Source organism: Micromonospora olivasterospora, from assembly GCF_007830265.1.
Classification (GTDB): Bacteria; Actinomycetota; Actinomycetes; order Mycobacteriales; family Micromonosporaceae; genus Micromonospora; species Micromonospora olivasterospora.
Genome location: NZ_VLKE01000001.1, coordinates 1510076 through 1531733 on the forward strand (window position 1 = coordinate 1510076; position 21658 = coordinate 1531733).

Genomic DNA, 21658 nt, shown 5'->3' on the forward strand with positions numbered 1-21658 from the left:
CCGTCGCCCGGACCGCCGCGACAGGTGGCGGCCATGCCGCCGACGCGGACCTGTCCCGCGCGGACCTGTCCCGCGCGGGCCGGACCCGCCCATGTCGCCGACATGGCGGGGTCCAGGAGAGCCCGACCCGCCTATGTCGCCGACATGGCAGAGCGCGGGAGAGGGCGGGAGAGGGCGGGGCGGGTCAGTCGCCGAGGGGACCGGCGGAGGCGGCGGCGACCCCCTCCAGGTAGCCCCGGGCCCGCTCGGCCTTCGGGTACCGCCCGACCAGCGCCCAGAACCGGGCGTTGTGGCTGGGCACGATGAGGTGGGCCAGCTCGTGGAGCAGGACGTAGTCGATCACCCATTCCGGCATGTCCTGGAGCCGGTGCGAGATCCGGATCGTGCGGTCAGCGGGGGTGCAGGAGCCCCAGCGGCCGTTCTGGTTGGTCACCCAGCGGACGCTGACCGGCACGGCCGCGGCGGCGTGGTCGGGCAGGTAGAGGGCGATCAGCCGGGTGGCCCGGCCCAGCAGTTCCTCGTCGGAGCGGGCGAGCCGCCCCTCCCGCGCCTCCAGCCGGGCCAGCATCCGGTCGACCCACTCGCTCTCCTCGGCCCGGGAGAACTGGTCGGGAATGAGGACCACGACCCGTTCGCCGTCGCGGTAGGCGGACACCGTGCGTCGCCGGCGCTGGCTGCGCCGTACTTCGACAACCGGCTTCCGCGCGCCTGCCATCAGCGGACCGCGCGGCCTCGGAATGCTGCCACGAGGGAAAGCTAATGGGTACTGACCAGGGGTCCGCAAGAGTCAACAGCACGACACGCGCCCAGAAAGTCATGGTTGGTGACCAGGAGTCCCGAAAAAAATCCTTGCGGACCGTCACCATGGGGGCTCCGCGCCCCCCGCGCGGCGGTGGTCCGCACCCACACCACCGTAGGTGATCACGTCGCCGGCCGCGCTCCGGGGGCCGCTCCACGGGGCATCTGTAAGGGTTCACCCGGCGTGTCCCCGCCAAACTGACTTATCCGACCTAATTCGGCATGCACACTCTCGACGTCGACTTGCTCACAGTGGCGAAGCACAGCTGACATGGAACCCCCCACACCTGGGTAGGGTCCGCGGACCAGCGGTCACGAGGGTGGCCGCGGAGAAGACCCAGCGCCGGCGCCCGCGTGGCCCGCCGCCGGGCGACCCCGCCGGTACCGGATTGACCGGCGGAAGACACGAGGAGGGCACCGTGGCCGACCAGGCCCAGACCTACAACGGTTACTGCGTCAAGTGCAAGGAGAAGCGGGACTTCGAGGGCCGCATCGAGGTCTCGAAGACCGGGATGAACATGGCCAAGGGCAAGTGTCCGGTGTGCGGCACAACAGTGAACCGCATCCTGGGCAAGGCGAAGGTCTGATCCGTACCGGTCCGGGGAGGGCGGCGACGGCCGCCCTCCCCGTGGCGCCGTCGCCCCGCGAGTGTCCGGGCCGGGTGTCGGCTACCCGACACGGTTACCGGCCGGTTGTGGATAACCCGGCATTTCCTGTGGACGGCCCTGGACAGGGCGGTGCGCACCTGTGGACAACGATCGACGGACAGCATGGGTACGGTCACGATTCGTCGTCATGAGCCCTGCCGCGCTGCCCCGCCCGACTCTGCTTCCCGGCCTGACCCGCCTCTGGCGGAACCGGCACACCCTCCAGCTCGGGCTGGCACCGGGCCGCGCCGTCCTCGTCGAGGTGGCCCATCCCCGCGCGGTGCGGGTGCTCGACCTGCTGGACGGCACCCGCAGCGAGCGCGTCGTCCTGGCGCACGCCGCCGGGGTCGACGTACCTCCCGACGAGGCACGCGGGCTGCTCGACGCGCTGCGCGGCGCCGGGCTGGTCGTACCCGCGCACACCCTGCTCCCCCGCGACCTGGCCGGCCCGGCGCGGAGCCGGCTCACCGCGGAGGCCCGGGCGCTCGCCCTGGCCGCGCCCGCCCTGCCCGGCACGCCCGCCCAGGTGCTGCGGCGGCGCCGCGCCGCCCGCGTGCTGGTCACCGGCGGCGGCCGGCTCGGCGCGCCGGTCGCCGTCGCGCTCGCCCAGGCCGGGCTCGGCCACGTCGACCCGGACCTGTCCGGGCCGGTGCGCCCGGCGGACCTGGTCGGCACGGGCCTGGCCGCCGCCGACCTGGGTCACCCGCTGGCCCCGGCGGTCCGCGCCGCGGTGCACCGGGCCGCCCCCGGCGCCGCCACCCACCCGCTGCGACGGGCCCGCCCCGACCTGGTGGTCCAGCTGGGCGTCGACCGTCCGGCGGCGCTGCTCGCGGCCGGGTTCGCCCGGCGCCGCCAGCCGCACCTGCTCCTGGGGCTGCGGGAGGGGGTACCGGTGGTCGGCCCGCTGGTGCGCCCGCCGGCCGGCCCCTGCCTGAACTGCGTGGACCTGCACCGCGCGGATCGGGACCCGGACTGGCCCACGCTCGCCGCCCAGCTCGCGACCGACACCGGGGACCAGCCGTGCGGCACGGCCACCCTGCTCGCCGCGGTCGCGTACGCCACCGCGGAGGCCCTGGCCCACCTCGACGGCGGCGCGCCGGAGACGCTGGGCTGCGCGGTGGACGTCACCGGCCCGGGGCGGCTGCGCCGACGCGCCTGGCCGCCCCACCCGTCCTGCCGCTGCGCGGGCCGGCGTCCGTGACGGCCCCGATCGCGCGTCCGGCGGGCCCAGCCAGGCCGCCGAGCAGCCGCGGGGCCCCGAGTCGGTAACAATGGCCGGGTGACCGACATCCCGCGCCGGGCCGTCTCCCGGACCGCCAAGCTCGCCGCTCTGCCGCTCGGCTTCGCCGGTCGGACCGTCCTCGGCATGGGTAAGCGCGTCACCGGGCTCGCCTCCGACGTGATCTCCGCCGAGATCCAGCAGCGCACGGCCGAGCAGCTGTTCAGCGTGCTGGGCCAGCTCAAGGGCGGGGCGATGAAGTTCGGCCAGGCGCTGTCGGTCTTCGAGGCGGCCCTGCCGGAGGAGGTCGCGGCCCCCTACCGGCAGGCCCTCACCAAGCTCCAGGAGGCCGCCCCGCCGCTGCCCGCCGCCACCGTGCACAAGGTGCTCGCCGAGCAGCTCGGCCCGGACTGGCGGGGCTTCTTCGTCACCTTCGACGACAAACCGGCCGCCGCGGCCAGCATCGGACAGGTGCACCGGGCGGTGTGGCGGGACCCGGAGGGCATCCCACGCGACGCGGCGGTCAAGATCCAGTACCCGGGCGCGGGCGACGCCCTGCTCGCCGACCTGAAGCAGCTCTCCCGGCTCGGCGGCATGTTCCGGGCGTTCCAGCCCGGGCTGGACGTCAAGCCGCTCCTGGCCGAGCTGCGGGAACGGATCACCGAGGAGCTGGACTACGAGCTGGAGGCCGAGTCGCAGCGCGCCTTCGGCGCGGCGTACGCGGACGACCCGGAGATCTTCGTCCCGGCGGTGCTCGCGGCGACCCCCCGGGTGCTGGTCACCGAGTGGGTCGAGGGGATTCCGCTGGCCGACATCATCCGCGAGGGCGCCGAGGAGCAGCGCGACGAGGCCGGCCGGCTGATGGCGATCCTGCACCTGTCGGCGCCCATGCGCGCCGGCCTGCTGCACGCCGACCCGCACCCGGGCAACTTCCGGCTGCTGCCCGACGGGCGGCTCGGCGTGATCGACTTCGGCGCGGTGGCGCGAATGCCCGAGGGCACGCCCGAGCCGATCGGCCGGCTGGCCGGGATGGCGCTGCGCGGCGAGGCGGACGCGGTCGTGGCGGGGCTGCGGGAGGAGGGCTTCGTCAGCGGGACGGAGCCGATCGACGCGCAGGCCGTGCTGGACTACGTCCGGCCGATGCTCGACCCGGTTGCCACCGAGGAGTTCCGGTTCACCCGGTCCTGGCTGCGGAGTGAGGCGGCGAGGCTGGCCAGCCCACGCTCGCCGGCGTACCAGTTGGGCCGGCAGCTCAACCTGCCCCCGTCGTACCTGCTGATCCACCGGGTGACGCTCGGCTCGATCGGGGTGCTCTGCCAGCTGAACGCCAAGGCGCCGTACCGCGCGATCCTGGAGCGCTGGCTGCCGGGGTTCGCCCCGGTGGGCTGACCGACCCGGCGATCTCCGGGAACGACGAGGGGCGCGCCGGCCGGTCGGCCGGCGCGCCCCTCGCGCGTGTCGTGATCGGTTACAGGGCGCCCAGGTCGCGGGCGGCTCGGTTGCGGCCGCTCGCGGCTACGGTACGGGCGGATCGGGTTGCCTCAGTGCTCGTGGTGGTGCCGGCCTGAGGCCGGGGCATTCGGGCCCGGGACAACGCTTCGTTGAGTAGTTGCATCTCGACGGCTCCATTGGGCAGGTGCATCGTTCTCAGCTTTCTCGCGGCCGGTGTGGCACCGGCGGGATCGTGCGGATCGGGGTCTTGTCAGGCAGCCAGCCGGACCGCGTTGCGCTTCTGGGACAGCCCACTGGCCGCCAGGCGCGCCTCGGCCTCGACCTTCAGCGCGGCGTCACGCGCGACGTCCTCCTTGCGCGGGCGGCCACGGGGCCGCTTGCGCGGAACGACCGCGCCACGCTCGAAGATTTCGCCGCCCCAGACGCCCCAGGGCTCGGCCCGCTCGACCGCGCCCGCGAGGCACTCGACGCGCAGCGGACAGTCCCCGCAGAGCGACTTGGCCAGCTCGAGCTCGGTGGGCGAGTCGGAGAACCACAGGTCGGGGTCGAACTTCCGGCAGGGCAGGTTCGCCTCCAGCTCGACAGTCACGTCGAGGGGGGCCAACGCCAGACTCATCTCCCGGTCACCTCTCTCTCACTTCGATCTCGTGGATCGGATTTCCGACGTACTTCGGCGGGACAAAAACTGAGGCCGCGGATCCCGGTTACGGGTTCCGCGGCCTCGAGGTGAGCCGGTGGTCTGGTGATCAGACCGGTCTACCTCGAGGTGGAACGCCGCGGACATCCGTGCGCTTGTTGGCGCCGCCGATGCCCATGCCCGTGAAGCCACTGGTCCCCTCGATTCCGGTTGGCGCGGTCGCGAGGATCAGCTCGGCCTGAGCCTGGACCTGGTGCACCTGCGGAACCGACGGTCGAGCGACAAGGGCCACCCGGACAGCCGACAGCGGAGCGCAGACGGCAGGCAGCGCCGCCGGACGCTCATAGGTGAAGATCTCCATCGGTGCCACCCCCCTCACGTTCCTCGAAGTCGACTGGGCCGCCCCCGTGAGCAGCGCGAATGACGCCGCTCGCGAGGTGTGTCCTGAGGCTATTCCTCGCCCGGGGGCGAGGGCAAACGAATTTACGGCTCGATTTCGAAAGTTTTCTCCGGGCAGACGTCGTCGACCGTCGCGCCCCCCACGAGGGCGAGCACCGGCTCGCCGTACAGGCCGAGCTTGCGGGGCCCGATCCCGGCGATCGCGATCAGCTCCTCGGGGCGGGCCGGCCGCCGTTCCGCCAGCGCGGTGATGGTGGCGTCGGTGAAGACCACGTACGCCGGGACCTTCTGCGCGCCGGCCACCCGGGCCCGCCACTCGCGCAGCCGCTCGTACAGGTCCTGGTCGATGTCGGACGGGCAGGTGGGGCAGCGGCCGAGCTTGCGGTCCGGGCCGGCGAGCAGGGTGGCGCCGCAGATCCGGCAGGAGACGACCTGCGGGCGGCGGCGCTCCGCGCGCCGGGCGACCGCCGCCGCGCCGGCCCGCTCCGTCCCGCCGCCGGAGCGGTCGAGCTGGGGCAGGAACCGGGAGGGCCGCCGGGCGCGCCCGCCCGGAGAGCGGGCCACCGCGTACGACAGCCAGAGCCACTCCCGGGCCCGGGTGATCCCGACGTAGAGCAGCCGGCGCTCCTCCTCGACCTGGTCGGGCGTGCGCGCGTACGAGGTGGGCAGAGTCCCCTCGGAGAGGCCGACGAGGAACACGGCGTCCCACTCCAGGCCCTTCGCGGAGTGCAGGGACGCCAGGGTCACCCCCTCGACCGTCGGCACGTGCTGCGCGGCGGCCCGCCGGGCCAGTTCCTCGTTGAAGTCGGCCAGCGTCACCGGGCGCTCCACCGCGGCGGCCTCGCCGATCGGCAGCACCGGCGGCGTCGCCGCGTACTCCTCGGCGAGCTGGACCAGGGCTGCCAGAGCCTCCCAGCGTTCCCGGGCCGCGCCGCCGGCCGGGGCGGCGTCCGGCGCCCAGCCGACCGCCGACAGTCCCTCAACCACGGCGTCCCGCAGCGGCGTCTCCCCGGGGATGGCGCGGGTCGCGGCCCGCAGCGCCACCATCGCCTGGCGCACCTCGACCCGCTCGAAGAACCGCTCGGCCCCCTGCACCACGTACGGCACCTCGGCCTCGGTGAGCGCCTTCTCGTACGCCTCGGACTGCGCGTTGGTGCGGAACAGCACGGCGATCTCCCGGGCCGGGGTGCCGCCTGCGACCAGGGCCCGGCAGCGGGCCGCCACGGCGGCGGCCTCGGCCGGCTCGTCGGTGAAGATCCGCAGCTCGGGCTCCGGGCCGGGCGGGCGCTGGCCGCGCAGCTCCAGCCGCAGCCGCGCCTCGGTGCCCCGGGCCTGGGAGATCACCGCGTTGGCCAGCCCGACCACCTGCGGCGTGGACCGGTAGTCGCGAACCAGCCGGACCACCGTCGCGTTCCGGTGCCGGCGGGGGAAGTCGATCAGGTACGCCGAGGTGGCGCCGGTGAACGAGTAGATGGTCTGGCTGGCGTCGCCGACGACGGTCAGGTCGTCCCGGCCGCCCAGCCACGCCTCCAGCAGCCGCTGCTGGAGCGGGTTGACGTCCTGGTACTCGTCGACCACGAAGTGCCGGTACTGGGCCCTGACCTGCTCGGCGACGTCCGGGTGCTCCTCGATGCCCCACACCGCCGCGCGCAGCATGTCCTCGAAGTCGATCACTCCGTTGGCCCGCTTGAGCCGCTCGTACGCCACGAAGACCTCGGCCACCTTCGCCGGCTCGTGCGGGGTCTCGCGCAGCGCCTTGGCCGCCGCGACGACGTACTCCCCCGGCTCGACCAGGGACGACTTGGCCCACTCGATCTCGCCGGCCAGGTCCCGTGCGGCGGCCCGGTCGGTCCGCAGCCCGGCGCGGGCGGCGGCCAGGGTGACCAGGCGGACCTTGCTGTCCAGCAGCTCCGGCATGGCCCGCCCCTGGAGCAGGCGCGGGGCGAAGTAGCGCACCTGGCGCAGCGCGGCGGCGTGAAACGTGCGTGCCTGCACCCCGGTCACCCCGAGCACGGTGAGCCGGCTGCGCATCTCGGCGGCGGCCCGGGCGGTGAACGTCACCGCGAGCACGTGCCCGGGGGACACCTGGCCGGTGAGCGCCCGGTGGGCGATCCGCGAGGTGACGGCCCGGGTCTTGCCGGTGCCGGCGCCGGCCAGGATGCACACCGGGCCGGCCGGGGCGGTCACCGCGGAGCGCTGCTCCGGGTCGAGCCCGGCGAGCACCCGCTCCGCCGCTGAGTGAACCCCCACAGCGTGGAATCATCTCAGCTCCGGCCGATGTTGCAGCGGTTAGCCTGGCCTGACTGGCCGGGCCGTACGGATCTTGGAGGACCAGACCATGTTGACGATGTATTCCACGCCGTGGTGCGGCTACTGCCACCGGCTCAAGTCGCAGCTCGACCGGGAGGGCATCGCGTACGAGGTGGTCGACATCGAGCAGGACTCGAAGGCGGCGGAGTTCGTGATGAGCGTCAACGGCGGCAACCAGACCGTCCCGACGCTGCGCTTCGCCGACGGGAGCGCCCTGACGAACCCGTCCATCACCCAGGTCAAGCAGCACCTCGCGACCCTCACGAGCTGACCCCCGCGCCTCGTTCCGGGCGCGCGCCCTGTCGCCGCGCACGTGCGGTTTCACACACAAAGAGTGGCCATTCCGCCCGGGATGGCCACTCTTTTCCGTGTATCCGCAGGGAGAGTGCGGGACGGGGTGGGGCGGGGCTGGGCGGCGCGCGTCGGGGCAGGTCACGGCGCGGCACGGCTCCTCTTTTCTCCGAGACACACCCCCGCCGGGGCTTCCGGCGTCGGCCGCAACGTCCATACTGACCGCGGGGGGCGAATTTCATACAGTTACCGTCGCGTTTGGCGACGGTCGACGGAGAAGAGGACACCGTGCCTCCTACCGGACCGAGCCCGATCCTGCGTCGCCGCAGGTTGGGCACCGAGCTGCGCCGACTGCGCGAGACCGCCGGTCTCACCGGGGAACAGGTCATCGAGCGGATCGGCTGGGCCTCCGCATCCAAACTGTCGCGGCTGGAGAACGGCCGCAGCCGACCCGACCCGGACGACGTGGCCACCCTGCTCGACCTGTACGGCGCCCCCGCGGAGCTGCGCGCGGAGCTGCTCGGCATCACCCGGGACGCCGGGGACATGCGCGGCTGGCTGAGGCGTTACCCGGTGATGACCCAGCAGCAGCGCAGCTTCGCCGAACTGGAGGCGGGTTGCGCGGAGATCCGGGAGTACAACCCGGTCCTGGTCCCCGGCCTGTTGCAGACCCCGGGGTACGCCCGGCTGCGGATCGTCTCCGCCCACCTGGTGGAGTCCGGCGCGGGCGACGCGGAGCCCGGCGAGGCCCCGGAGACCGAGGTGGCCGCCCGGCTGGCCCGCCAGTCGCTGCTGACCCACCCCGACGCGCCGCGCTACACGGCCGTGCTGGAGGAGGCGGCGCTGGGCCGGCGGGCCGGCCCGCCGGAGGTGCTCCGGGAGCAGTTGGTGCAACTGTGCGAGCTGGCCATGCTGCCGAACGTCACCCTGCACCTGCTGCCGTGGGACACCCCGATCGGCGAGTGGTACCTCCCGCCGACGGCGTTCTCGCTCTACCGGTTCGCCGACCCCCTCGACCCGGAGACGTTGGCCATCGAGGGCGGCTTCACCAACGCCATGTCAACCGAGGCAAACGCCCTAAATAGCTATAAAGTGGTGTTCGAGTGGCTATGCTCGGCGGCGCTCTCCGCATCGGACACCCTCTCCTGGCTCATCGAGGCGACGGGGCGGCTGCCCGGGGCGGCAGGCCCGTCCACGGTGGTCCACGGGCCGGCAACGGCTCCTGTCCAGCGCCGCCGGCCCTCCGGACGCCTGACGGATCGGTGATCCGACCCCGGGACACCCGCCCGGCGGGCGTACGGCGCCACTCGTCCATCGGAAGAGTTCCAGTCAGGAGCAGACCATGAACGAGATCCGCAACATGCCGTCCGTCCTCGCCCGGCAACTCGCCGACGCTCCGTGGCGGACGAGCACCCACAGCCAGACCTCCAACTGCGTGGAGGTGTCCCCGCTGCGCGACGGCCCCGCCGCGGTCGCCCTGCGCGACAGCAAGGACCGCGGCGGCCCGGTGCTGCTGTTCGACCGCGCCGGCTGGCGGGGCTTCATCGCCGGCACGAAGGCTGGGCAGTTCGACCTGAGCTGATCCCTGACCCGGCACGGGGGGGGGCCGTCGGCGATCGCCGGCGGCCCCGTCGCGTGTCCGGATCGCGACACCGATGACCAGGCATCATCCGATCAGGCGTGCCTGCGAATCGATCGTCGCGGTTCACTTGCTGGGGCGACCACGGGGCGTAACATGTCGAAAGAGTGACGTGGAACTTCCACTGAGTACCCGTCCGCCACGATCGCATCCGGAGACACCCATGCGGTTCCTGATCGTTCGTACCGACATCCGCGCCGCCGCCGACGTCGACCTCGCGGCAGCCTGGGCCGGCGGCGGCCGGCTGCGGGACGAGACGACCGCGCCGGAGCCGCGCCGCCAGGTCGTCCACGCCGAGGACCGGGAGGCCGCCCTGATCCTGGCCCGCGCGCTGGCCACGGTGGGCGCCGTCCGCCGCGGCCGGCAGCGGGTCAAGGTGCTCCCGCTGCACGACCCCACCGAGGACGGCCCGGACACGACCACCGGCTGACCCGACCGACGCCGCCGGAAGGCCCACCGGCACGATCCCAGCCACCGCGCCGGAAGCCCACCGGCGACTGATCCTTCAGAAGAACGTCCGTCCTGCCCGGACCGGCTCCCCCGCCGCGCAGTTCGCCACATCCGGTCAGGACGGCCCGTGTTCCCGGCCCGGGACCGTCGCGGCAACGGCGGTTCCGGGCCGGGGCCGCGTCCCCCGGAGGGCCGGCCGGGGCCCGCGTCCCCGGGGGGCCCGGCCGGGGCCGCCACCGGAGGGGGCCGGCCACCGCCCCGACCGCTCGCCCGGCCGGCTCAGCCCTCCGGGCCGGCCGCTCACCCGGCCTGCGCGCTCAGTGCGCCCAGGGCTCCATCCAGCCGTCCAGCCAGCGGTGCACCAGGAAGAGGGCGATCGAGGACGGCGGCGGCAGGACCAACGCGTCGCCCGCCCCGACGTCCACCGCCCGCCCCGCCAGCGCCGTGCCGATCTCGCGGCGGGTGAACCACCGGGCGTGCGCGATCTCCGTCGGGTCGACGCGTACCGGGTGCTCCGGGTCTGCCTCGGCGAGGAAGCCGAGCATCAGCGAGCCCGGGAAGGGCCAGGACTGGCTGCCGGCGTAGACGAGCCGCTCGACCGGCACGCCGACCTCCTCGCGGACCTCGCGGAGCACGGCGGCCTCCGCCGACTCCCCGGCTCGACGTAGCCGGCCAGGCAGGAGTAGCGGCGCCGGCCCGGGTCGCTCGGCCAGGCGGCGTTGTTGCCGAGCAGGCATCGACCGTCCGCGCCGGCCACCCCGTCGTGCACGAGCACGATCATCGCCGGGTCGGTCCGCGGCCACATCCGGTGCCCGCCCGGGGCCACCCGCGACCATCCACCCTCGTCCATCCGGGTGGGCTCGCCGGTGACCGGGGAGTACGCGTGCCCGCCGTGCCAGTTGCCCAGCGCCAGCGCGCTGGTGAAGATCCCGGCATCCCGGTCGGGCAGCAGGTGGCCGACGTCGCGCAGGCTCACCGCCCGGGTGCCCGGCAGCTCCGGCAGCGGGGCGTCCACCGCGAAGACCGGCACGTCGCCGGCCTCGACGCCGAGGAACATCGGCACCGAGCGGGGCTCCTCGGGCAGGTCGCCGGGGCCGACCAGCACCAACTCCGGCCGGGCGCCGGCCCGGACGAGGGCCCGGCCCTCACTGGCCGAGTCGAGCACCAGCACCCGGGCCCGCTGCCAGGCCTCGGCCAGCCAGCCCGGGTCGGTACGCCGGTGGGCCGCCCGGTCCAGGGTCGACCGGGCCAGCGGCGGGGTGGTCTCCCCGCTCATTCCGCCCCGTCCGGCTCGGTGCGCACCGGGGTGAGGGCGGACAGGGCGGGCCCGACCCGCTCGGCATCGCCCAGGATCACGGTGACGGCCCGCGCCGGGGCGAGGTAGCGCTGCGCCACCTCGGCCACCTCGTCGACGCTGATCTTCGCCAGCCGGGCGGCGTACTCGGCGAGGAAGTCCAGGCGCAGCCCGTTGCCGGCGTACGCGCTGACCAGCGACGCCAGCCCGGCCTGGGTGGACATGCCGAGCTGGAGGGTGCCGAGGGCGTACTGCCGGGCCTGCTCCAGCTCGTCCGGCTTCGGCGGCAGCGACGCGAGCCGGCCCAGCTCGTACGTCGTCTCCAGCAGCGCCGGCGCGGTGACCTCGGTGGCCACCTCGGCGGCGGCGACCAGCACCGACCCGGCCACCGAGTGCTCGATCAGCGAGTGGGGCCCGTAGGTGTACCCCTTGTCCTCGCGGATGTTCTCCACCCAGCGGGACGAGAAGTAGCCGCCGAAGACCAGGTTGGCCAGTTGCAGCGCCGCGTGGTCGGGGTGGGTGCGGGGCACCGCCGGCAGCGCGATCCGCAGCGACGACTGCACCGAGCCGGGCCGGTCGACCAGCAGCAGCGGGCCCGGCTCCAGCGGCGGGGCGGGCGGCAGCTCGCCGCTGTGACCGCCCCCGTTCCAGGCGGCGAGGGCCTTCTCGGCGGCGTCCAGCGCCCGCTCCGGCTGCACGTCGCCGACCAGCACCAGCACGGCCTCGGCCGGGTGTACCCGCTCGGCGTGCAGCCGGCGCAGCGCCGCCGGCCGCACCGCGCGGACGTGATCCGGCTCGGGCGTCTGCACCGCGTACGGGTGCCGGCCGTAGACCCGCCTGAGCAGGGCGGTGCGGGCGAGGTGCGCCGGCTGGCTCTGCGCCACCTGGATCCGGTCGACCAGCCTGTCCCGCTCGGTGCCCACCTCCTTGCCCGGGTACGTGGCCCCGGTCAGCACCTCGGCCAGGATCTCCAGCATCCGGTCCAGGCCGGTGACCAGGCCGGCGCCGGAGAGCATCAGCCGGTCCGGGTCGATGCCGGCGGAGAGCCCGCCGCCGACCGCCTGCAACTCGGCGGCGATCTGCACGCTGGTCATGGTCTCCGTGCCCGAGAGCATGGTCTGCGCGAGCATCGCGCCCCGGGCCAGGTTGGTCCGGCCCGCCGGCATCCACAGCCGCAGCTCGACCAGGGGGATCGCCGGGCGGCGCACCGCGATGACCGTGAGCCCGTTGGCGAGGGTCCGCTCGGCCTGCTTCGGCAGCTTCAGCCTGCGGTTCGGCCCGAGCGGCGGCAGCGGCCGCGGCGAGGGCGGGGCGGTTGCCGTCATTTGGCCCCTCCGGCGATGACCTCGATGGACGCGCGGCGCTCGGGCCGCAGGGTGGCGGCGGCGGCGCGTACCCGCTCCTCGGTGACCTCCCCGACGAGCCGGGGCAGGTCGTTGAGCAGGCCCGGCTCGCCGCGTTGCTGCTCCAGCACGGCCATCCGCAGCGCCCGGCCGAGCACCGCGTCGGTGTCGCGCAGCAGGTGGGTGGCCATCCTGGCCTGGGTGCGCGCCAGTTCGCCGGCGGCCAGGCCGTCGGTGACGAGCCGGTCCAACTCCTCGTCGATCGTGCGCAGCACCTTGTCCACGTCGCCGCCCGGCGGCAGGTGCGCCTGGAGCAGCAGCGCGGTCGGATCGCGCACGTCGAACGGGTCGCCCATGAAGCCGACGTACCCGCCGAGGCTGGTCACCGAGCGGTCCCGCCGGACCAGCCGCTCGACCAGCCGGGACGCGTCACCGTCGGTGAGCACCTCGGCGAGCACCACGTACGGCAGGTAGCCGGCGAAGTCGGTGATCGGGTCGGGCACCCGCCAGGCCGAGGCCACCGCGGGCAGCGGGGCCAGCGCGTCGGTGTACGCCTGACGGCGCTCGGCGGTCAGGTCCGGCTCGCCGAAGTCGGGCCGCTCTGGCGCGGGCCGGGCGGGCACGTCACCGAAGTGCCGCCCGATCAGCTCGGTCGCCTCGGCCACGTCGATGTCCCCACTGACGGCGAGGACGGCGTTGCCGCTGGCGTAGTAGCGGCGGAAGAAGTCCGCGGCGTCGGCGACGGTGGCCGACTCCAGGTCGTCGAAGGAGCCGTAGCCGTCGTGCGCGTTCGGGAAGGTGTCGAACATGACCGGCGGCAGGGTCAGCCAGGGAAACCCGCCGTACGGCCGGTTCAGCACGTTGACCCGGATCTCCTCCTTGACCACGTCGACCTGGTTGCGCAGGTTCTCCTCGGTCAGCCGGGGGCCGCGCATCCGGTCGGCCTCCAGGAACAGCGCCCGCTCCAGCGCGTTCGCCGGCAGGGTCTCGAAGTAGTCGGTGTAGTCGTGGTGGGTGGAGCCGTTGAACGTGCCGCCGGCCCCCTGCACGTGCCGGAAGTGGGCCAGCTTCTCCAGGTTTTCCGAGCCCTGGAACATCAGGTGCTCGAAGAGGTGGGCGAAGCCGGTGCGGCCCTCCGGCTCGGAGCGGATGCCGACGTCGTAGACCACGGCGACCCCGATCACCGGGGCGCTGCGGTCGGGGGTGAGCACGACCCGCAGGCCGTTGTCGAGGGTGAACCGCTCGACGGGGTACTTCGTCGCTGGAATTCTCGATCTCCGCGCCGCCACGGAACGACAGTAGCGCGTCGGCACCGCCGGCACCGGGGACCTGTCGCAGGCTGCGGCGGCGGCACCCGCCGAGGGGCCGGATACACCTATCAAAAAGGTAGGAAAACCCGGAATAATCGGGAGCCCGCGTCCCGGCATGTGGATGGGCCTTGACGCCGCCCGCGCCCTGCCCCACTCTTCCTACCAACTAAGTAGGAATACTGTGGATTGGACGAACGACATGAGACGGCTCCCCTTCCGTCGACTGGTCTCCCTGGCCACGCTCGCCGTGGTGGGTGCGGCGACCCTGGGCGCCACCGCCGCGTGCGGCGGCGACGACGCGGCCTCGGGCGGCTCGGGCCCGGTGACGCTGCGGCTCGGCTACTTCCCCAACATCACCCACGCCCCCGCCGTGGTCGGCGTGGAGAAGGGCATCTTCGCCGAGAAGCTCGGCAGCGGCGTCAAGCTGGAGACGAAGACCTTCAACGCCGGTCCGGCGGCCATCGAGGCGGTCTTCTCCGGCGCGCTCGACGCCACGTACATCGGTCCGAACCCGACGGTGAACGCCTACTCGAAGTCCAAGGGCGAGGCGGTCCGGGTCGTCGCCGGCGCCGCGTCCGGCGGCGTCGCGCTGGTGGTCAAGCCCGACATCACCTCGGTCGAGCAGCTGCGCGGCAAGAAGATCGCCACCCCGCAGCTCGGCAACACCCAGGACGTCGCCCTGCGCTACTGGCTCAAGGAGAAGGGCCTGACCACCACCAAGGAGGGCGGCGGCGACGTCAAGGTGGTCCCGCAGGAGAACGCCCAGAGCGTGGAGACGTTCAACAGCGGCGCGATCGACGGCGCGTGGGTGCCCGAGCCGTTCGTCTCCCGGCTGGTCAACGCCGGCGGCAAGGTGCTGGTCGACGAGCGGGACCTCTGGCCGGACAAGAAGTTCGTCATCACCAACCTGATCGTCTCCACCAAGTTCCTCAAGGCCCACCCCGACGTGGTCAAGAAGCTGGTCGAGGGGCAGGTCGCGGCGAACGAGTTCGTCAACACCAAGCCGGACGAGGCCCAGCAGGCCATCTCCGACCACATCGGCAAGATCACCGGCAAGCCGCTGGACGTGAAGCTGATCAAGCAGGCGTGGCCGACGCTGGAGTTCACCAACGACCCGATCGCCTCGTCGCTGAAGACCGGCCTGGACCACGCGGTCGCCGTCGGCCTGACCCAGCCGGTCAGCCTCGACGGGCTCTACGACCTGACGTACCTCAACGAGGTGCTCAAGGCCCAGGGCAAGGCCGAGGTCGCGCAACCATGACGTCGACCACGACGGCGCCGCGCGGCGCGACCGGCTCGGTCGCGCTGCGCGGCGTGACCAAGGTGTACGGGCAGGGCGGCAACGCCGTCCTCGCCCTGGACCGGGTCTCCCTCGACGTCGAGCCGGGCGAGTTCGTCTGCCTCGTCGGCGCGTCCGGCTGCGGCAAGAGCACCCTGCTCAACCTGGTCGCCGGCCTGGACCGGCCGAGCGGCGGGCAGATCGAGCTGGGCGAGGGGGTGGACCCGGGGCTGATGTTCCAGGAGGCCGCGCTGTTCCCGTGGCTGACCGTCGAGGGCAACGTCGACGTGCCGCTGAAGCTGCGCCGGCTGCCCCGCGCCGCGCGCCGCGAGCGGGTCGCCGAACTGCTGCGTACGGTGCACCTGTCCGACTTCGGCCGCAAGCGACCGCACCAGCTCTCCGGCGGCATGCGGCAGCGGGTCGCGCTGGCCCGCACCCTCGCCCTGGACACCCCGGTCCTGCTGATGGACGAGCCGTTCGGCGCGCTCGACGCGATGACCCGGGACATCCTGCACGACGAGTTGGAGCGGATCTGGTCCGAGCGGCAGCTCACCGTGCTCTTCGTGACCCACAACGTCCGCGAGGCCGCCCGGCTCGCCGACCGGATCGTCCTGCTCTCCAGCCGCCCCGGCCGGATCATCTACTCCACCCGGGTCGACGTGCCCCGGCCGCGACGCATCGACTCCCCGGAGATCGCCGCCATCGCCGCCGAGGTCACCGACCGGCTGCGTACGGAGGTGGGCCGCCATGGCCAGTGACACCCTCACCGGCGCCCCGCGCGCCGACGCCGAGATCTCCGGGCTCGACGCGCTGGAGATCGCCGGCCGCCAGAAGACGACCTCCCGGACCGCCACGATCTGGGCGGTGACCTGGCCCAAGCTGGCGGCGCTCGCCATCGCCGTCGCGGCCTGGCAGGCGGTGGTCTGGGCCGAGATCTGGCCGCCGTACTCGCTGCCCGGGCCGGTCGCCGTCGGGCAGGAGCTGCTCCGCCAGGCCGGTACGCCGCAGCTCTGGGAGGGCATGGCCACCACCCTGCGCCGCGCCGCGGTCGGGTACGTCTTCTCGGTCGGCGTCGGCCTGCTCGTCGGGCTCGCCGTCGCCCGGTCCCGGGTGCTGCGGGCGGCCATCGGCTCGATGATCACCGCGTTGCAGACCATGCCCTCGATCGCCTGGTTCCCGCTGGCCATCCTGCTGTTCGAGCTGAGCGAGAAGGCCATCTTCTTCGTCGTGGTGCTCGGCGCGGCCCCGTCCATCGCCAACGGGGTGATCAGCGGCGTCGACTACGTACCGCCGCTGCTGCTGCGCGCCGGACGCAACCTCGGCGCCCGTGGCCTGGGCCTCTACCGGTACGTCATCGCCCCGGCGGCGCTGCCCGCCATCGTGGCCGGGCTCAAGCAGGGCTGGGCCTTCTCCTGGCGCAGCCTGATGGCCGGCGAGCTGATCGTGGTCGGCATCTCCAGCACCTCGCTGGGCGCGCAGCTGACGTACTCGCGGGAGCTGTCGGACGCGCCCTGGCTGCTCTCCACAATGATCGTGATCCTCACGGTGGGCCTGCTCGTCGACGCCGCCTTCGGGGCGGCCGACCAGGCGATCCGGCGCCGCTGGGGCGTGCTGGACCAGGCCGGGCAGTGACGCCGTGTACGTCTCCGCGCGCAGCGACTACGCGCTCCGGGCCATGCTCGCCGTCGCCGCCGCCTCGGCCGGGGACGGCGGGCCCGTCCGTGCGGTGGGCGACGGCGGCCGGCGGGCCGGCGACGGACCGCCGGCCCGGGAGGCGGGCGGCGAGCTGGTGAAGGCGGCGGCCCTGGCGGAGAGCCAGGACATCCCGCTGACCTTCCTCCAGGGCATCCTGCTCGACCTGCGCCGGGCCGGGCTGCTGCACAGCCACCGGGGCAACGAGGGCGGCTACGCCCTGGCCCGCCCGGCCGACCAGATCAGCGTCGGCGACGTGCTCCGCTCGGTCAGCGGGACGCTCACATCGGTACGCGGCCAGCCGCCGGAGTCCGCCGGCTACCACGGGGCGGCGGCCGGCCTGCGCGACGTCTGGCTGGCCGTGGACGGGGCGATCGCCCTGGTGGTCGACCGCACCACGCTGGCCGACCTGCTGGCCGGGCACTCGGTCGCCCGGCCGGTGGGGCGACCCGCCCGGCACTGACCGGCCGCCCCACCGGCCGGTGCCGGCGGTCGGCTCAGCCCGCGGTCAACTCGGTCACGGCGGCCTGCCCCTCGTCGGGACCGTGCAGCTCGACCAGGCTGGCCGGGGCGGCACGCCCCGGCCAGGGGTGCCAGGGCGCCAACGCCGCCACCAGAGCGAGCAACAGGCCGATGCCGGCGACCGCCACCACCATCAGCAGCTCACGCACCGCCCCCGACTCGGCCTCGCCCACCATGGCCACCCCTCCCGCGCGGCCGGCCCCCGCCGGCCGATGCTCCCCCACGGCGAGCATCGATCACGACCACGACCCGAACCAGTCGTCGATCGGACCCTATTCGCGCCTGATTTCCGACTCGACCGGACGGAGCGGGCAGGGCCTTACGCCGCCGGGCTGCCGAAACCGGGCGCTGCGCGGACGGCGCGGACCGCGCGGCCGGGAGGACCGGTGGCCGCCACCCGAACCGAGGGGGACACGCAAAGCCGGCCCGCCGCGTTGCGGGCGGGCCGGCCGGTCGCCGCGCCCGAACGGGCGCGGCGGGTGTCACAGCGGACGGGTGTCCGGAGGTTCAGAGCGGGCGGATGTTCTCCGCCTGCGGGCCCTTCTGCCCCTGGGTCACGTCGAACTCGACCCGCTGGTTCTCGTCCAGGCTCCGGTAGCCGGAGGACTGGATCGCCGAGAAGTGGGCGAAGACGTCGGCGCCGCCGCCGTCCGGGGTGATGAAGCCGAAGCCCTTGTCAGCGTTGAACCACTTGACGGTGCCAATTGCCATGTGTGTCTCGTCTCCTTGACGGAACGTTCGGACCCACACCTGTTGCGGGCCGAAGAGGAGCGTGCCGCGCGCGGCACGCCTGTCGCTGTTGGTCGCCCCGCCCGGAGAAACTCCGGACACAACAAAGGGCGCCTGGGGCCATAATCCACCAGGCGCACACGAAGTCACTGGGAACCACAACTGCAACCCGCACAGCCTATCACGGCTCCTGCCGGATCGGCAGCCTCGCCGGGGCCTCCGGGACCCCGGTGATCAATCTGGTCAGCCCGTCCACGTCGAGCAGGTCCGCCGGCCGGACGGTCACCCCGTCCCGTACGTAGTGGAACGCCGCCCCGACCCGGTCCACCGGTACCCCGGCCAGCTCGGCCCACGCCAGCCGGTAGACGGCGAGCTGCACGGCCGCCGCCTCGGCCCGCTCCCCGGCCGGCTGCCGCCCGGTCTTCCAGTCGACCACGTCGAACCGCCCCCCGGGCCGGGCGAAGACGGCGTCCATGCGGCCGCGCACGACGACCCCGGCGAGCACCGTGGCGAACGGCACCTCCACCTCCACCGGCACCCGGTCGGCCCACTCGCTGGCCAGGAAACGCGCCTGGAGCTCGGCCAGCTCCTCGTCCGGTGCGGCGTCGGCGTCGGCCGCCCCGGGCAACTCGTCCACGTCGAGCAGCCGGTCCGCGCCGAAGCGCTGCTCCAGCCAGGTGTGGAACGCCGTGCCCCGCCGGGCGTACGGGCTGGGCTCCGTCGGCATCGGGCGGCGCAGCGCGCCGGCCAGCTCCTCCGGGTCGCGGCGCAGCGCCACCAGCTGGGTCACCGACAGCTGGCCGGGCAGCGCCACCTCGACCGCGCCCGCCCCGGCGGCCAGCTCTGCCCGCTCGGCGAGCAGCAGGTCGGCCTCCCGCCGCCACCGCGCCACCTCCGGGTCCGCCGCCGCGGGGTCGGCCACCTCCGGCCCCGCCGCCTCCGGGTCCGCCGCCGCGGGATCCGCCGTGTCGGCGCCGGCCTCGCCGGGTAGGGGCGCGCGGGCGGCGTCCGGGCCCTCGGCGAGGAACCGGCGGACCAGCGCGGCCGCCTCGGCCAGCGCCGGGCGGCGCGCGCCCAGCGGGTCGGCCGGCCACTCCGCGCGCAGCACCACCTCGGTGGTCGGGTTCGTCGCGTCCCCGGCCGGCTCCGGCGCCCAGTGGTCGACCAGGTGCCCGTCGCCGTCGTCGAGGCAGGCGTCGTGCACCTCGCGCAGGAACACCGACGGGCCGCGCGGGCGCTTCGTCCCCTCGCCCCACCAGTGGCCGGAGCAGAGCAGCAGCCGCCGGGGCCGGGTCACCGCGACGTACGCCAGCCGGCGCTCCTCCCGCTCGTCGTGCGCCCGCCACGCGTCGGTGAAGTCGGCCAGCGCCCGGGCCACCCCGCGCTGGTCGACGGCCTCGGCCAGGCCCAGCTCGGGCAGGCCGTCGGCGTCGCCGCGCAGCGGGAACGGCAGCACCCCCAACCCGCCGAGCCAGTGGTCGGAGTTGCGCACCGGGCCCGGCCACACCCCCCGGCTCAGGCCGGCGACCGCGACCACGTCCCATTCGAGGCCCTTGGCGGCGTGCGCCGTGAGGATCTGGACCGCGCCCTCCACCACCTCCACCTCGCCGGGGGCGAGGCCACGCTCCTCGTCCTCGGCGGCGGCGAGGTAGGCCAGGAAGCCCGACAGGGTGGCGCCCGGGGACTCGCCCGTGAACCGGGCCGCCACGTCCCCGAGGGCGTCCAGGTGACCCCGGGCCAGTCCGGCGTCGCCGGTGCCGTCCCGGCCCGCCCGCACGGCGACCTCCACGTCCAGGCCGATGGTGCGTTCCACGTCCGCGATCAGTTCCGGCAGCGTCTGGTCCAGCCGGTGGCGCAGCAGCGCCAACTCCTCGGCGTACGCGCGCAGCCGCGCGTACCCCTCGGCCGAGTACGCCTGCGCCGGCCCGAGGTCGGCCAGCGCCTCGACCAGGGTGGCCTCGTCGAGCAGGTCCACGGCGATCTCCGGCCCGCCGCCGGCGGCGAACTGCCGGCGGTTGCCGGCGAGCGCGCGGGCGCGCCGGTGCAGGGCCACCAGGTCGCGCGGCCCGATCCGCCAGCGCGCCCCGGTGAGCAGCCGCAGCAGCGCCGCCCCGTCCGTCGGGTCGGCCAGCACCCGCAGGGTGCACACGACGTCGCGCACCTCGGGGGTGTCCAGCAGGCCGCCCAGCCCGACCACCTCGACCGGCAGGCCCCGGGCGCGCAGCGCCGCCGCGATCGGCGGGATCTGGCTGCGCAGCCGGACCAGCACCGCCGTGGTGGGCCGCTGCGGCACCGGGATGCGCTCCGGTAACGCCCCCGGCATCCGGGCCGCGCCCCGCCAGGCGGCGAGCACGCCGTCGGCGATCCAGTCCGCCTCGTCGGCGTACGTCGGCAGCAGCGCGCAGTGGACGGTCCCGGCGGCCAGGCCGCCCGGGGTGCGGTGCGGGATCGGGTCCTTGACGCTCAACGCGGCGCGCAGCTCCGGCACCCGGGCGCCGGCCGCCCGCAGCGGGGTGGCCAGGGCGTTCGCCACCCCCAGGATCTCCGGGCGGTTGCGCCAGCTCGTGGTGAGGCTCAGCACCTCGGCCGGCGCGCCGCCGGCGCGGGCGAACTCGGCGGGAAACCGCTCCAGGGTGCCGGCGCTGGCCCCGCGCCAGCCGTAGATGGACTGGCAGGGGTCGCCGACCGCGGTCACCGGGTGGCCGCCGCCGAAGAGGGCGTTGAGCAGCACCACCTGGGCGTGGCTGGTGTCCTGGTACTCGTCGAGCAGCACCACCCGGAACCGGTCCCGCTCGATCGCGCCGACCGCCGGGTGGTCCCGGGCCACCCGGGCCGCCCGGGCGAGCTGGTCGGCGAAGTCCATCGCCTCGAAGTCCTCCTTGCGCCGGGTGTACGCGCGCACCAGCGGGAGCAGCTTCAGCCGGGTCTGCTGGAGCTGCAGCGCCTTTCGCACGTCGGCGTAGACCCGGCCGGGCCGGGCCTGCACCTCGGCGAAGAACCGGCCCGTCCAGGCGGCCAGCCCGTCGGGGTCGACCAGGTGCTCGTCCAGCTCGCCGGCCAGGGCCAGCACGGCGTCGGTGATCGTGCTGGGCATCCGGTCCACGCCCGACATGTCGCCGTCGTAGTTGCGCACCAGCAGGTCCACGAGCTGCCAGCGGGACGCCTCGGTGAGCAGCCGGGTCGACGGCTCGTACCCGGCGCGCAGGCCGTGCTCGGTGACGATCCGCCCCGCGTACGAGTGGTAGGTGGAGACGGTCGGCTCGCCCGCGAACGGGTCGTCGCGCGGATCCCGCCCGCGCCGCCCCAGCCGGCGCACCAACTGGTCCAGCCGGGTACGCACCCGGTGCGCCAGCTCGCCGGCCGCCTTGCGGGTGAACGTGAGCCCGAGGACCTGCTCGGGCCGGACGTACGCGTTGGCGACCAGCCAGACCACCCGGGCGGCCATCGTCTCGGTCTTGCCGGACCCGGCGCCCGCCACGACCAGCAGCGGCTCCACCGGCGCGGCGATGATCGCGGCCTGCTCCCGGGTCGGCGCCGGCAGCCGGAGCAGCCTGGCCAGCTCGACCGGGGTGTACCGGGGGCCGGAGTCGGCCGTCCGGGGCGCCGGGGTCGAGGTGCCGAACAGGGCGGGCTGGGTCATGCCTCGC

General features: G+C 74.4%; 21 protein-coding genes and 1 pseudogene. 11 read left to right on the forward strand and 11 right to left on the reverse strand.

Annotation, left to right across the window (positions count from 1 at the left end; all coding sequences use genetic code 11):
* Nucleotides 1-184: 184 nt before the first annotated feature.
* A complete protein-coding gene (locus JD77_RS06730) occupies nucleotides 185-715 on the reverse strand; it encodes a M48 metallopeptidase family protein (RefSeq protein WP_145773516.1) in 531 nt (176 codons plus the stop codon).
* A 502-nt stretch (nucleotides 716-1217) separates the two neighbouring features.
* Here JD77_RS06730 and JD77_RS06735 point away from each other — a divergent pair.
* The 3 genes from JD77_RS06735 (at nucleotide 1218) to JD77_RS06745 (ending at nucleotide 4053) form a co-directional block, all read left to right on the forward strand.
* Complete coding sequence (locus tag JD77_RS06735) at nucleotides 1218-1385, forward strand: DUF5679 domain-containing protein (protein WP_165945332.1); 168 nt, start codon at nucleotides 1218-1220, stop codon at nucleotides 1383-1385.
* Between the two features lie 208 nt (nucleotides 1386-1593).
* Nucleotides 1594-2646 carry a hypothetical protein gene (locus JD77_RS06740; protein ID WP_145773518.1) on the forward strand — a complete coding sequence of 351 codons (1053 nt, stop codon included), beginning with the start codon at nucleotides 1594-1596 and terminating at the stop codon, nucleotides 2644-2646.
* Nucleotides 2647-2724: 78 nt separating this feature from the next.
* Nucleotides 2725-4053, forward strand: coding sequence for an ABC1 kinase family protein (locus JD77_RS06745; RefSeq protein ID WP_145773519.1), 1329 nt, complete (start codon nucleotides 2725-2727; stop codon nucleotides 4051-4053).
* 313 nt (nucleotides 4054-4366) lie between these two features.
* Here JD77_RS06745 and JD77_RS06750 read toward each other — a convergent pair whose 3' ends face one another.
* The 3 genes from JD77_RS06750 to JD77_RS06760 form a co-directional block, all read right to left on the reverse strand.
* Entirely contained in the window at nucleotides 4367-4732 is a 366-nt protein-coding gene (locus tag JD77_RS06750; protein ID WP_145773520.1) for a WhiB family transcriptional regulator, read from the reverse strand.
* 130 nt (nucleotides 4733-4862) lie between these two features.
* Nucleotides 4863-5114 (reverse strand): hypothetical protein, encoded by a 252-nt coding sequence (locus tag JD77_RS06755; protein WP_145773521.1) that lies wholly within the window; start codon nucleotides 5112-5114, stop codon nucleotides 4863-4865.
* A gap of 122 nt (nucleotides 5115-5236) precedes the next feature.
* On the reverse strand, nucleotides 5237-7402 hold the full coding sequence (locus JD77_RS06760; RefSeq protein ID WP_145773522.1) for an ATP-dependent DNA helicase UvrD2: 2166 nt from the start codon (nucleotides 7400-7402) through the stop codon (nucleotides 5237-5239).
* Nucleotides 7403-7490: 88 nt separating this feature from the next.
* On the opposite strand from JD77_RS06760, the gene JD77_RS06765 reads away from it, so the two are divergent.
* The 4 genes from JD77_RS06765 to JD77_RS06780 all read left to right on the forward strand — a co-directional run bounded on the left by JD77_RS06765 (nucleotide 7491) and on the right by JD77_RS06780 (nucleotide 9822).
* Nucleotides 7491-7733 carry a mycoredoxin gene (locus JD77_RS06765; RefSeq protein ID WP_145773523.1) on the forward strand — a complete coding sequence of 81 codons (243 nt, stop codon included), beginning with the start codon at nucleotides 7491-7493 and terminating at the stop codon, nucleotides 7731-7733.
* A 308-nt stretch (nucleotides 7734-8041) separates the two neighbouring features.
* Nucleotides 8042-9019: a helix-turn-helix domain-containing protein gene (locus JD77_RS06770; RefSeq protein WP_145773524.1), complete on the forward strand. Its 978-nt coding sequence runs from the start codon at nucleotides 8042-8044 to the stop codon at nucleotides 9017-9019.
* Nucleotides 9020-9095: 76 nt separating this feature from the next.
* Nucleotides 9096-9335: a DUF397 domain-containing protein gene (locus tag JD77_RS06775; protein ID WP_145773525.1), complete on the forward strand. Its 240-nt coding sequence runs from the start codon at nucleotides 9096-9098 to the stop codon at nucleotides 9333-9335.
* A 220-nt stretch (nucleotides 9336-9555) separates the two neighbouring features.
* Nucleotides 9556-9822: a hypothetical protein gene (locus tag JD77_RS06780; RefSeq protein WP_145773526.1), complete on the forward strand. Its 267-nt coding sequence runs from the start codon at nucleotides 9556-9558 to the stop codon at nucleotides 9820-9822.
* Between the two features lie 337 nt (nucleotides 9823-10159).
* Here the strand turns inward: JD77_RS06780 and JD77_RS33430 are convergent, their stop codons facing one another.
* The 4 genes and pseudogenes from JD77_RS33430 to JD77_RS06795 form a co-directional block, all read right to left on the reverse strand.
* On the reverse strand, nucleotides 10160-10678 hold the full coding sequence (locus tag JD77_RS33430) for an NUDIX domain-containing protein (RefSeq protein WP_342799637.1): 519 nt from the start codon (nucleotides 10676-10678) through the stop codon (nucleotides 10160-10162).
* A gap of 119 nt (nucleotides 10679-10797) precedes the next feature.
* Nucleotides 10798-11118 (reverse strand): annotated as a pseudogene (locus tag JD77_RS33435) (NAD(+) diphosphatase); the annotation flags it as partial.
* Nucleotides 11115-12461, reverse strand: coding sequence for a M16 family metallopeptidase (locus tag JD77_RS06790; RefSeq protein WP_145773527.1), 1347 nt, complete (start codon nucleotides 12459-12461; stop codon nucleotides 11115-11117). The gene JD77_RS06790 and the pseudogene JD77_RS33435, both read right to left, overlap by 4 nt.
* A complete protein-coding gene (locus JD77_RS06795; protein ID WP_145773528.1) occupies nucleotides 12458-13768 on the reverse strand; it encodes a M16 family metallopeptidase in 1311 nt (436 codons plus the stop codon). The genes JD77_RS06790 and JD77_RS06795 overlap by 4 nt, the downstream gene beginning before the upstream one ends.
* A gap of 220 nt (nucleotides 13769-13988) precedes the next feature.
* On the opposite strand from JD77_RS06795, the gene JD77_RS06800 reads away from it, so the two are divergent.
* Genes JD77_RS06800 through JD77_RS06815 form a run of 4 tightly spaced genes read left to right on the forward strand, consistent with a single transcriptional unit; the run spans nucleotide 13989 to nucleotide 17223 of the window.
* Entirely contained in the window at nucleotides 13989-15050 is a 1062-nt protein-coding gene (locus tag JD77_RS06800; RefSeq protein WP_145773529.1) for an ABC transporter substrate-binding protein, read from the forward strand.
* Nucleotides 15047-15826 carry an ABC transporter ATP-binding protein gene (locus tag JD77_RS06805; protein ID WP_145773530.1) on the forward strand — a complete coding sequence of 260 codons (780 nt, stop codon included), beginning with the start codon at nucleotides 15047-15049 and terminating at the stop codon, nucleotides 15824-15826. The genes JD77_RS06800 and JD77_RS06805 overlap by 4 nt, the downstream gene beginning before the upstream one ends.
* Nucleotides 15816-16700 (forward strand): ABC transporter permease, encoded by an 885-nt coding sequence (locus JD77_RS06810; protein WP_145773531.1) that lies wholly within the window; start codon nucleotides 15816-15818, stop codon nucleotides 16698-16700. Before JD77_RS06805 ends, JD77_RS06810 begins: the two co-directional genes overlap by 11 nt.
* Before the next feature lie 4 nt (nucleotides 16701-16704).
* Nucleotides 16705-17223, forward strand: coding sequence for an RrF2 family transcriptional regulator (locus JD77_RS06815; protein WP_145773532.1), 519 nt, complete (start codon nucleotides 16705-16707; stop codon nucleotides 17221-17223).
* A 34-nt stretch (nucleotides 17224-17257) separates the two neighbouring features.
* Here JD77_RS06815 and JD77_RS06820 read toward each other — a convergent pair whose 3' ends face one another.
* From JD77_RS06820 to JD77_RS06830, 3 genes are all read right to left on the reverse strand, one after another.
* Nucleotides 17258-17458, reverse strand: a complete 201-nt coding sequence (locus tag JD77_RS06820) for a hypothetical protein (RefSeq protein WP_145773533.1) — start codon at nucleotides 17456-17458, stop codon at nucleotides 17258-17260.
* 331 nt (nucleotides 17459-17789) lie between these two features.
* Nucleotides 17790-17993 (reverse strand): cold-shock protein, encoded by a 204-nt coding sequence (locus JD77_RS06825; protein ID WP_091595283.1) that lies wholly within the window; start codon nucleotides 17991-17993, stop codon nucleotides 17790-17792.
* A 199-nt stretch (nucleotides 17994-18192) separates the two neighbouring features.
* Complete coding sequence (locus JD77_RS06830) at nucleotides 18193-21651, reverse strand: ATP-dependent helicase (RefSeq protein ID WP_145773534.1); 3459 nt, start codon at nucleotides 21649-21651, stop codon at nucleotides 18193-18195.
* Nucleotides 21652-21658 lie beyond the last annotated feature (7 nt).

Excerpts from the sequence above, each read along its gene's own strand:
- JD77_RS06730 (WP_145773516.1), bottom strand. The coding sequence starts at position 715 with ATGGCAGGCGCGCGGAAGCCGGTTGTCGAAGTACGGCGCAGCCAGCGC.
- JD77_RS06800 (WP_145773529.1), top strand. The coding sequence starts at position 13,989 with ATGAGACGGCTCCCCTTCCGTCGACTGGTCTCCCTGGCCACGCTCGCC.
- JD77_RS06825 (WP_091595283.1), bottom strand. The coding sequence starts at position 17,993 with ATGGCAATTGGCACCGTCAAGTGGTTCAACGCTGACAAGGGCTTCGGC.
- JD77_RS06740 (WP_145773518.1), top strand. The coding sequence starts at position 1,594 with ATGAGCCCTGCCGCGCTGCCCCGCCCGACTCTGCTTCCCGGCCTGACC.
- JD77_RS06805 (WP_145773530.1), top strand. The coding sequence starts at position 15,047 with ATGACGTCGACCACGACGGCGCCGCGCGGCGCGACCGGCTCGGTCGCG.
- JD77_RS06810 (WP_145773531.1), top strand. The coding sequence starts at position 15,816 with ATGGCCAGTGACACCCTCACCGGCGCCCCGCGCGCCGACGCCGAGATC.
- JD77_RS06780 (WP_145773526.1), top strand. The coding sequence starts at position 9,556 with ATGCGGTTCCTGATCGTTCGTACCGACATCCGCGCCGCCGCCGACGTC.
- JD77_RS33430 (WP_342799637.1), bottom strand. The coding sequence starts at position 10,678 with ATGGTCGCGGGTGGCCCCGGGCGGGCACCGGATGTGGCCGCGGACCGA.
- JD77_RS06790 (WP_145773527.1), bottom strand. The coding sequence starts at position 12,461 with ATGACGGCAACCGCCCCGCCCTCGCCGCGGCCGCTGCCGCCGCTCGGG.
- JD77_RS06775 (WP_145773525.1), top strand. The coding sequence starts at position 9,096 with ATGAACGAGATCCGCAACATGCCGTCCGTCCTCGCCCGGCAACTCGCC.
- JD77_RS06765 (WP_145773523.1), top strand. The coding sequence starts at position 7,491 with ATGTTGACGATGTATTCCACGCCGTGGTGCGGCTACTGCCACCGGCTC.
- JD77_RS06750 (WP_145773520.1), bottom strand. The coding sequence starts at position 4,732 with ATGAGTCTGGCGTTGGCCCCCCTCGACGTGACTGTCGAGCTGGAGGCG.
- JD77_RS06820 (WP_145773533.1), bottom strand. The coding sequence starts at position 17,458 with ATGGTGGGCGAGGCCGAGTCGGGGGCGGTGCGTGAGCTGCTGATGGTG.
- JD77_RS06830 (WP_145773534.1), bottom strand. The coding sequence starts at position 21,651 with ATGACCCAGCCCGCCCTGTTCGGCACCTCGACCCCGGCGCCCCGGACG.
- JD77_RS06755 (WP_145773521.1), bottom strand. The coding sequence starts at position 5,114 with ATGGAGATCTTCACCTATGAGCGTCCGGCGGCGCTGCCTGCCGTCTGC.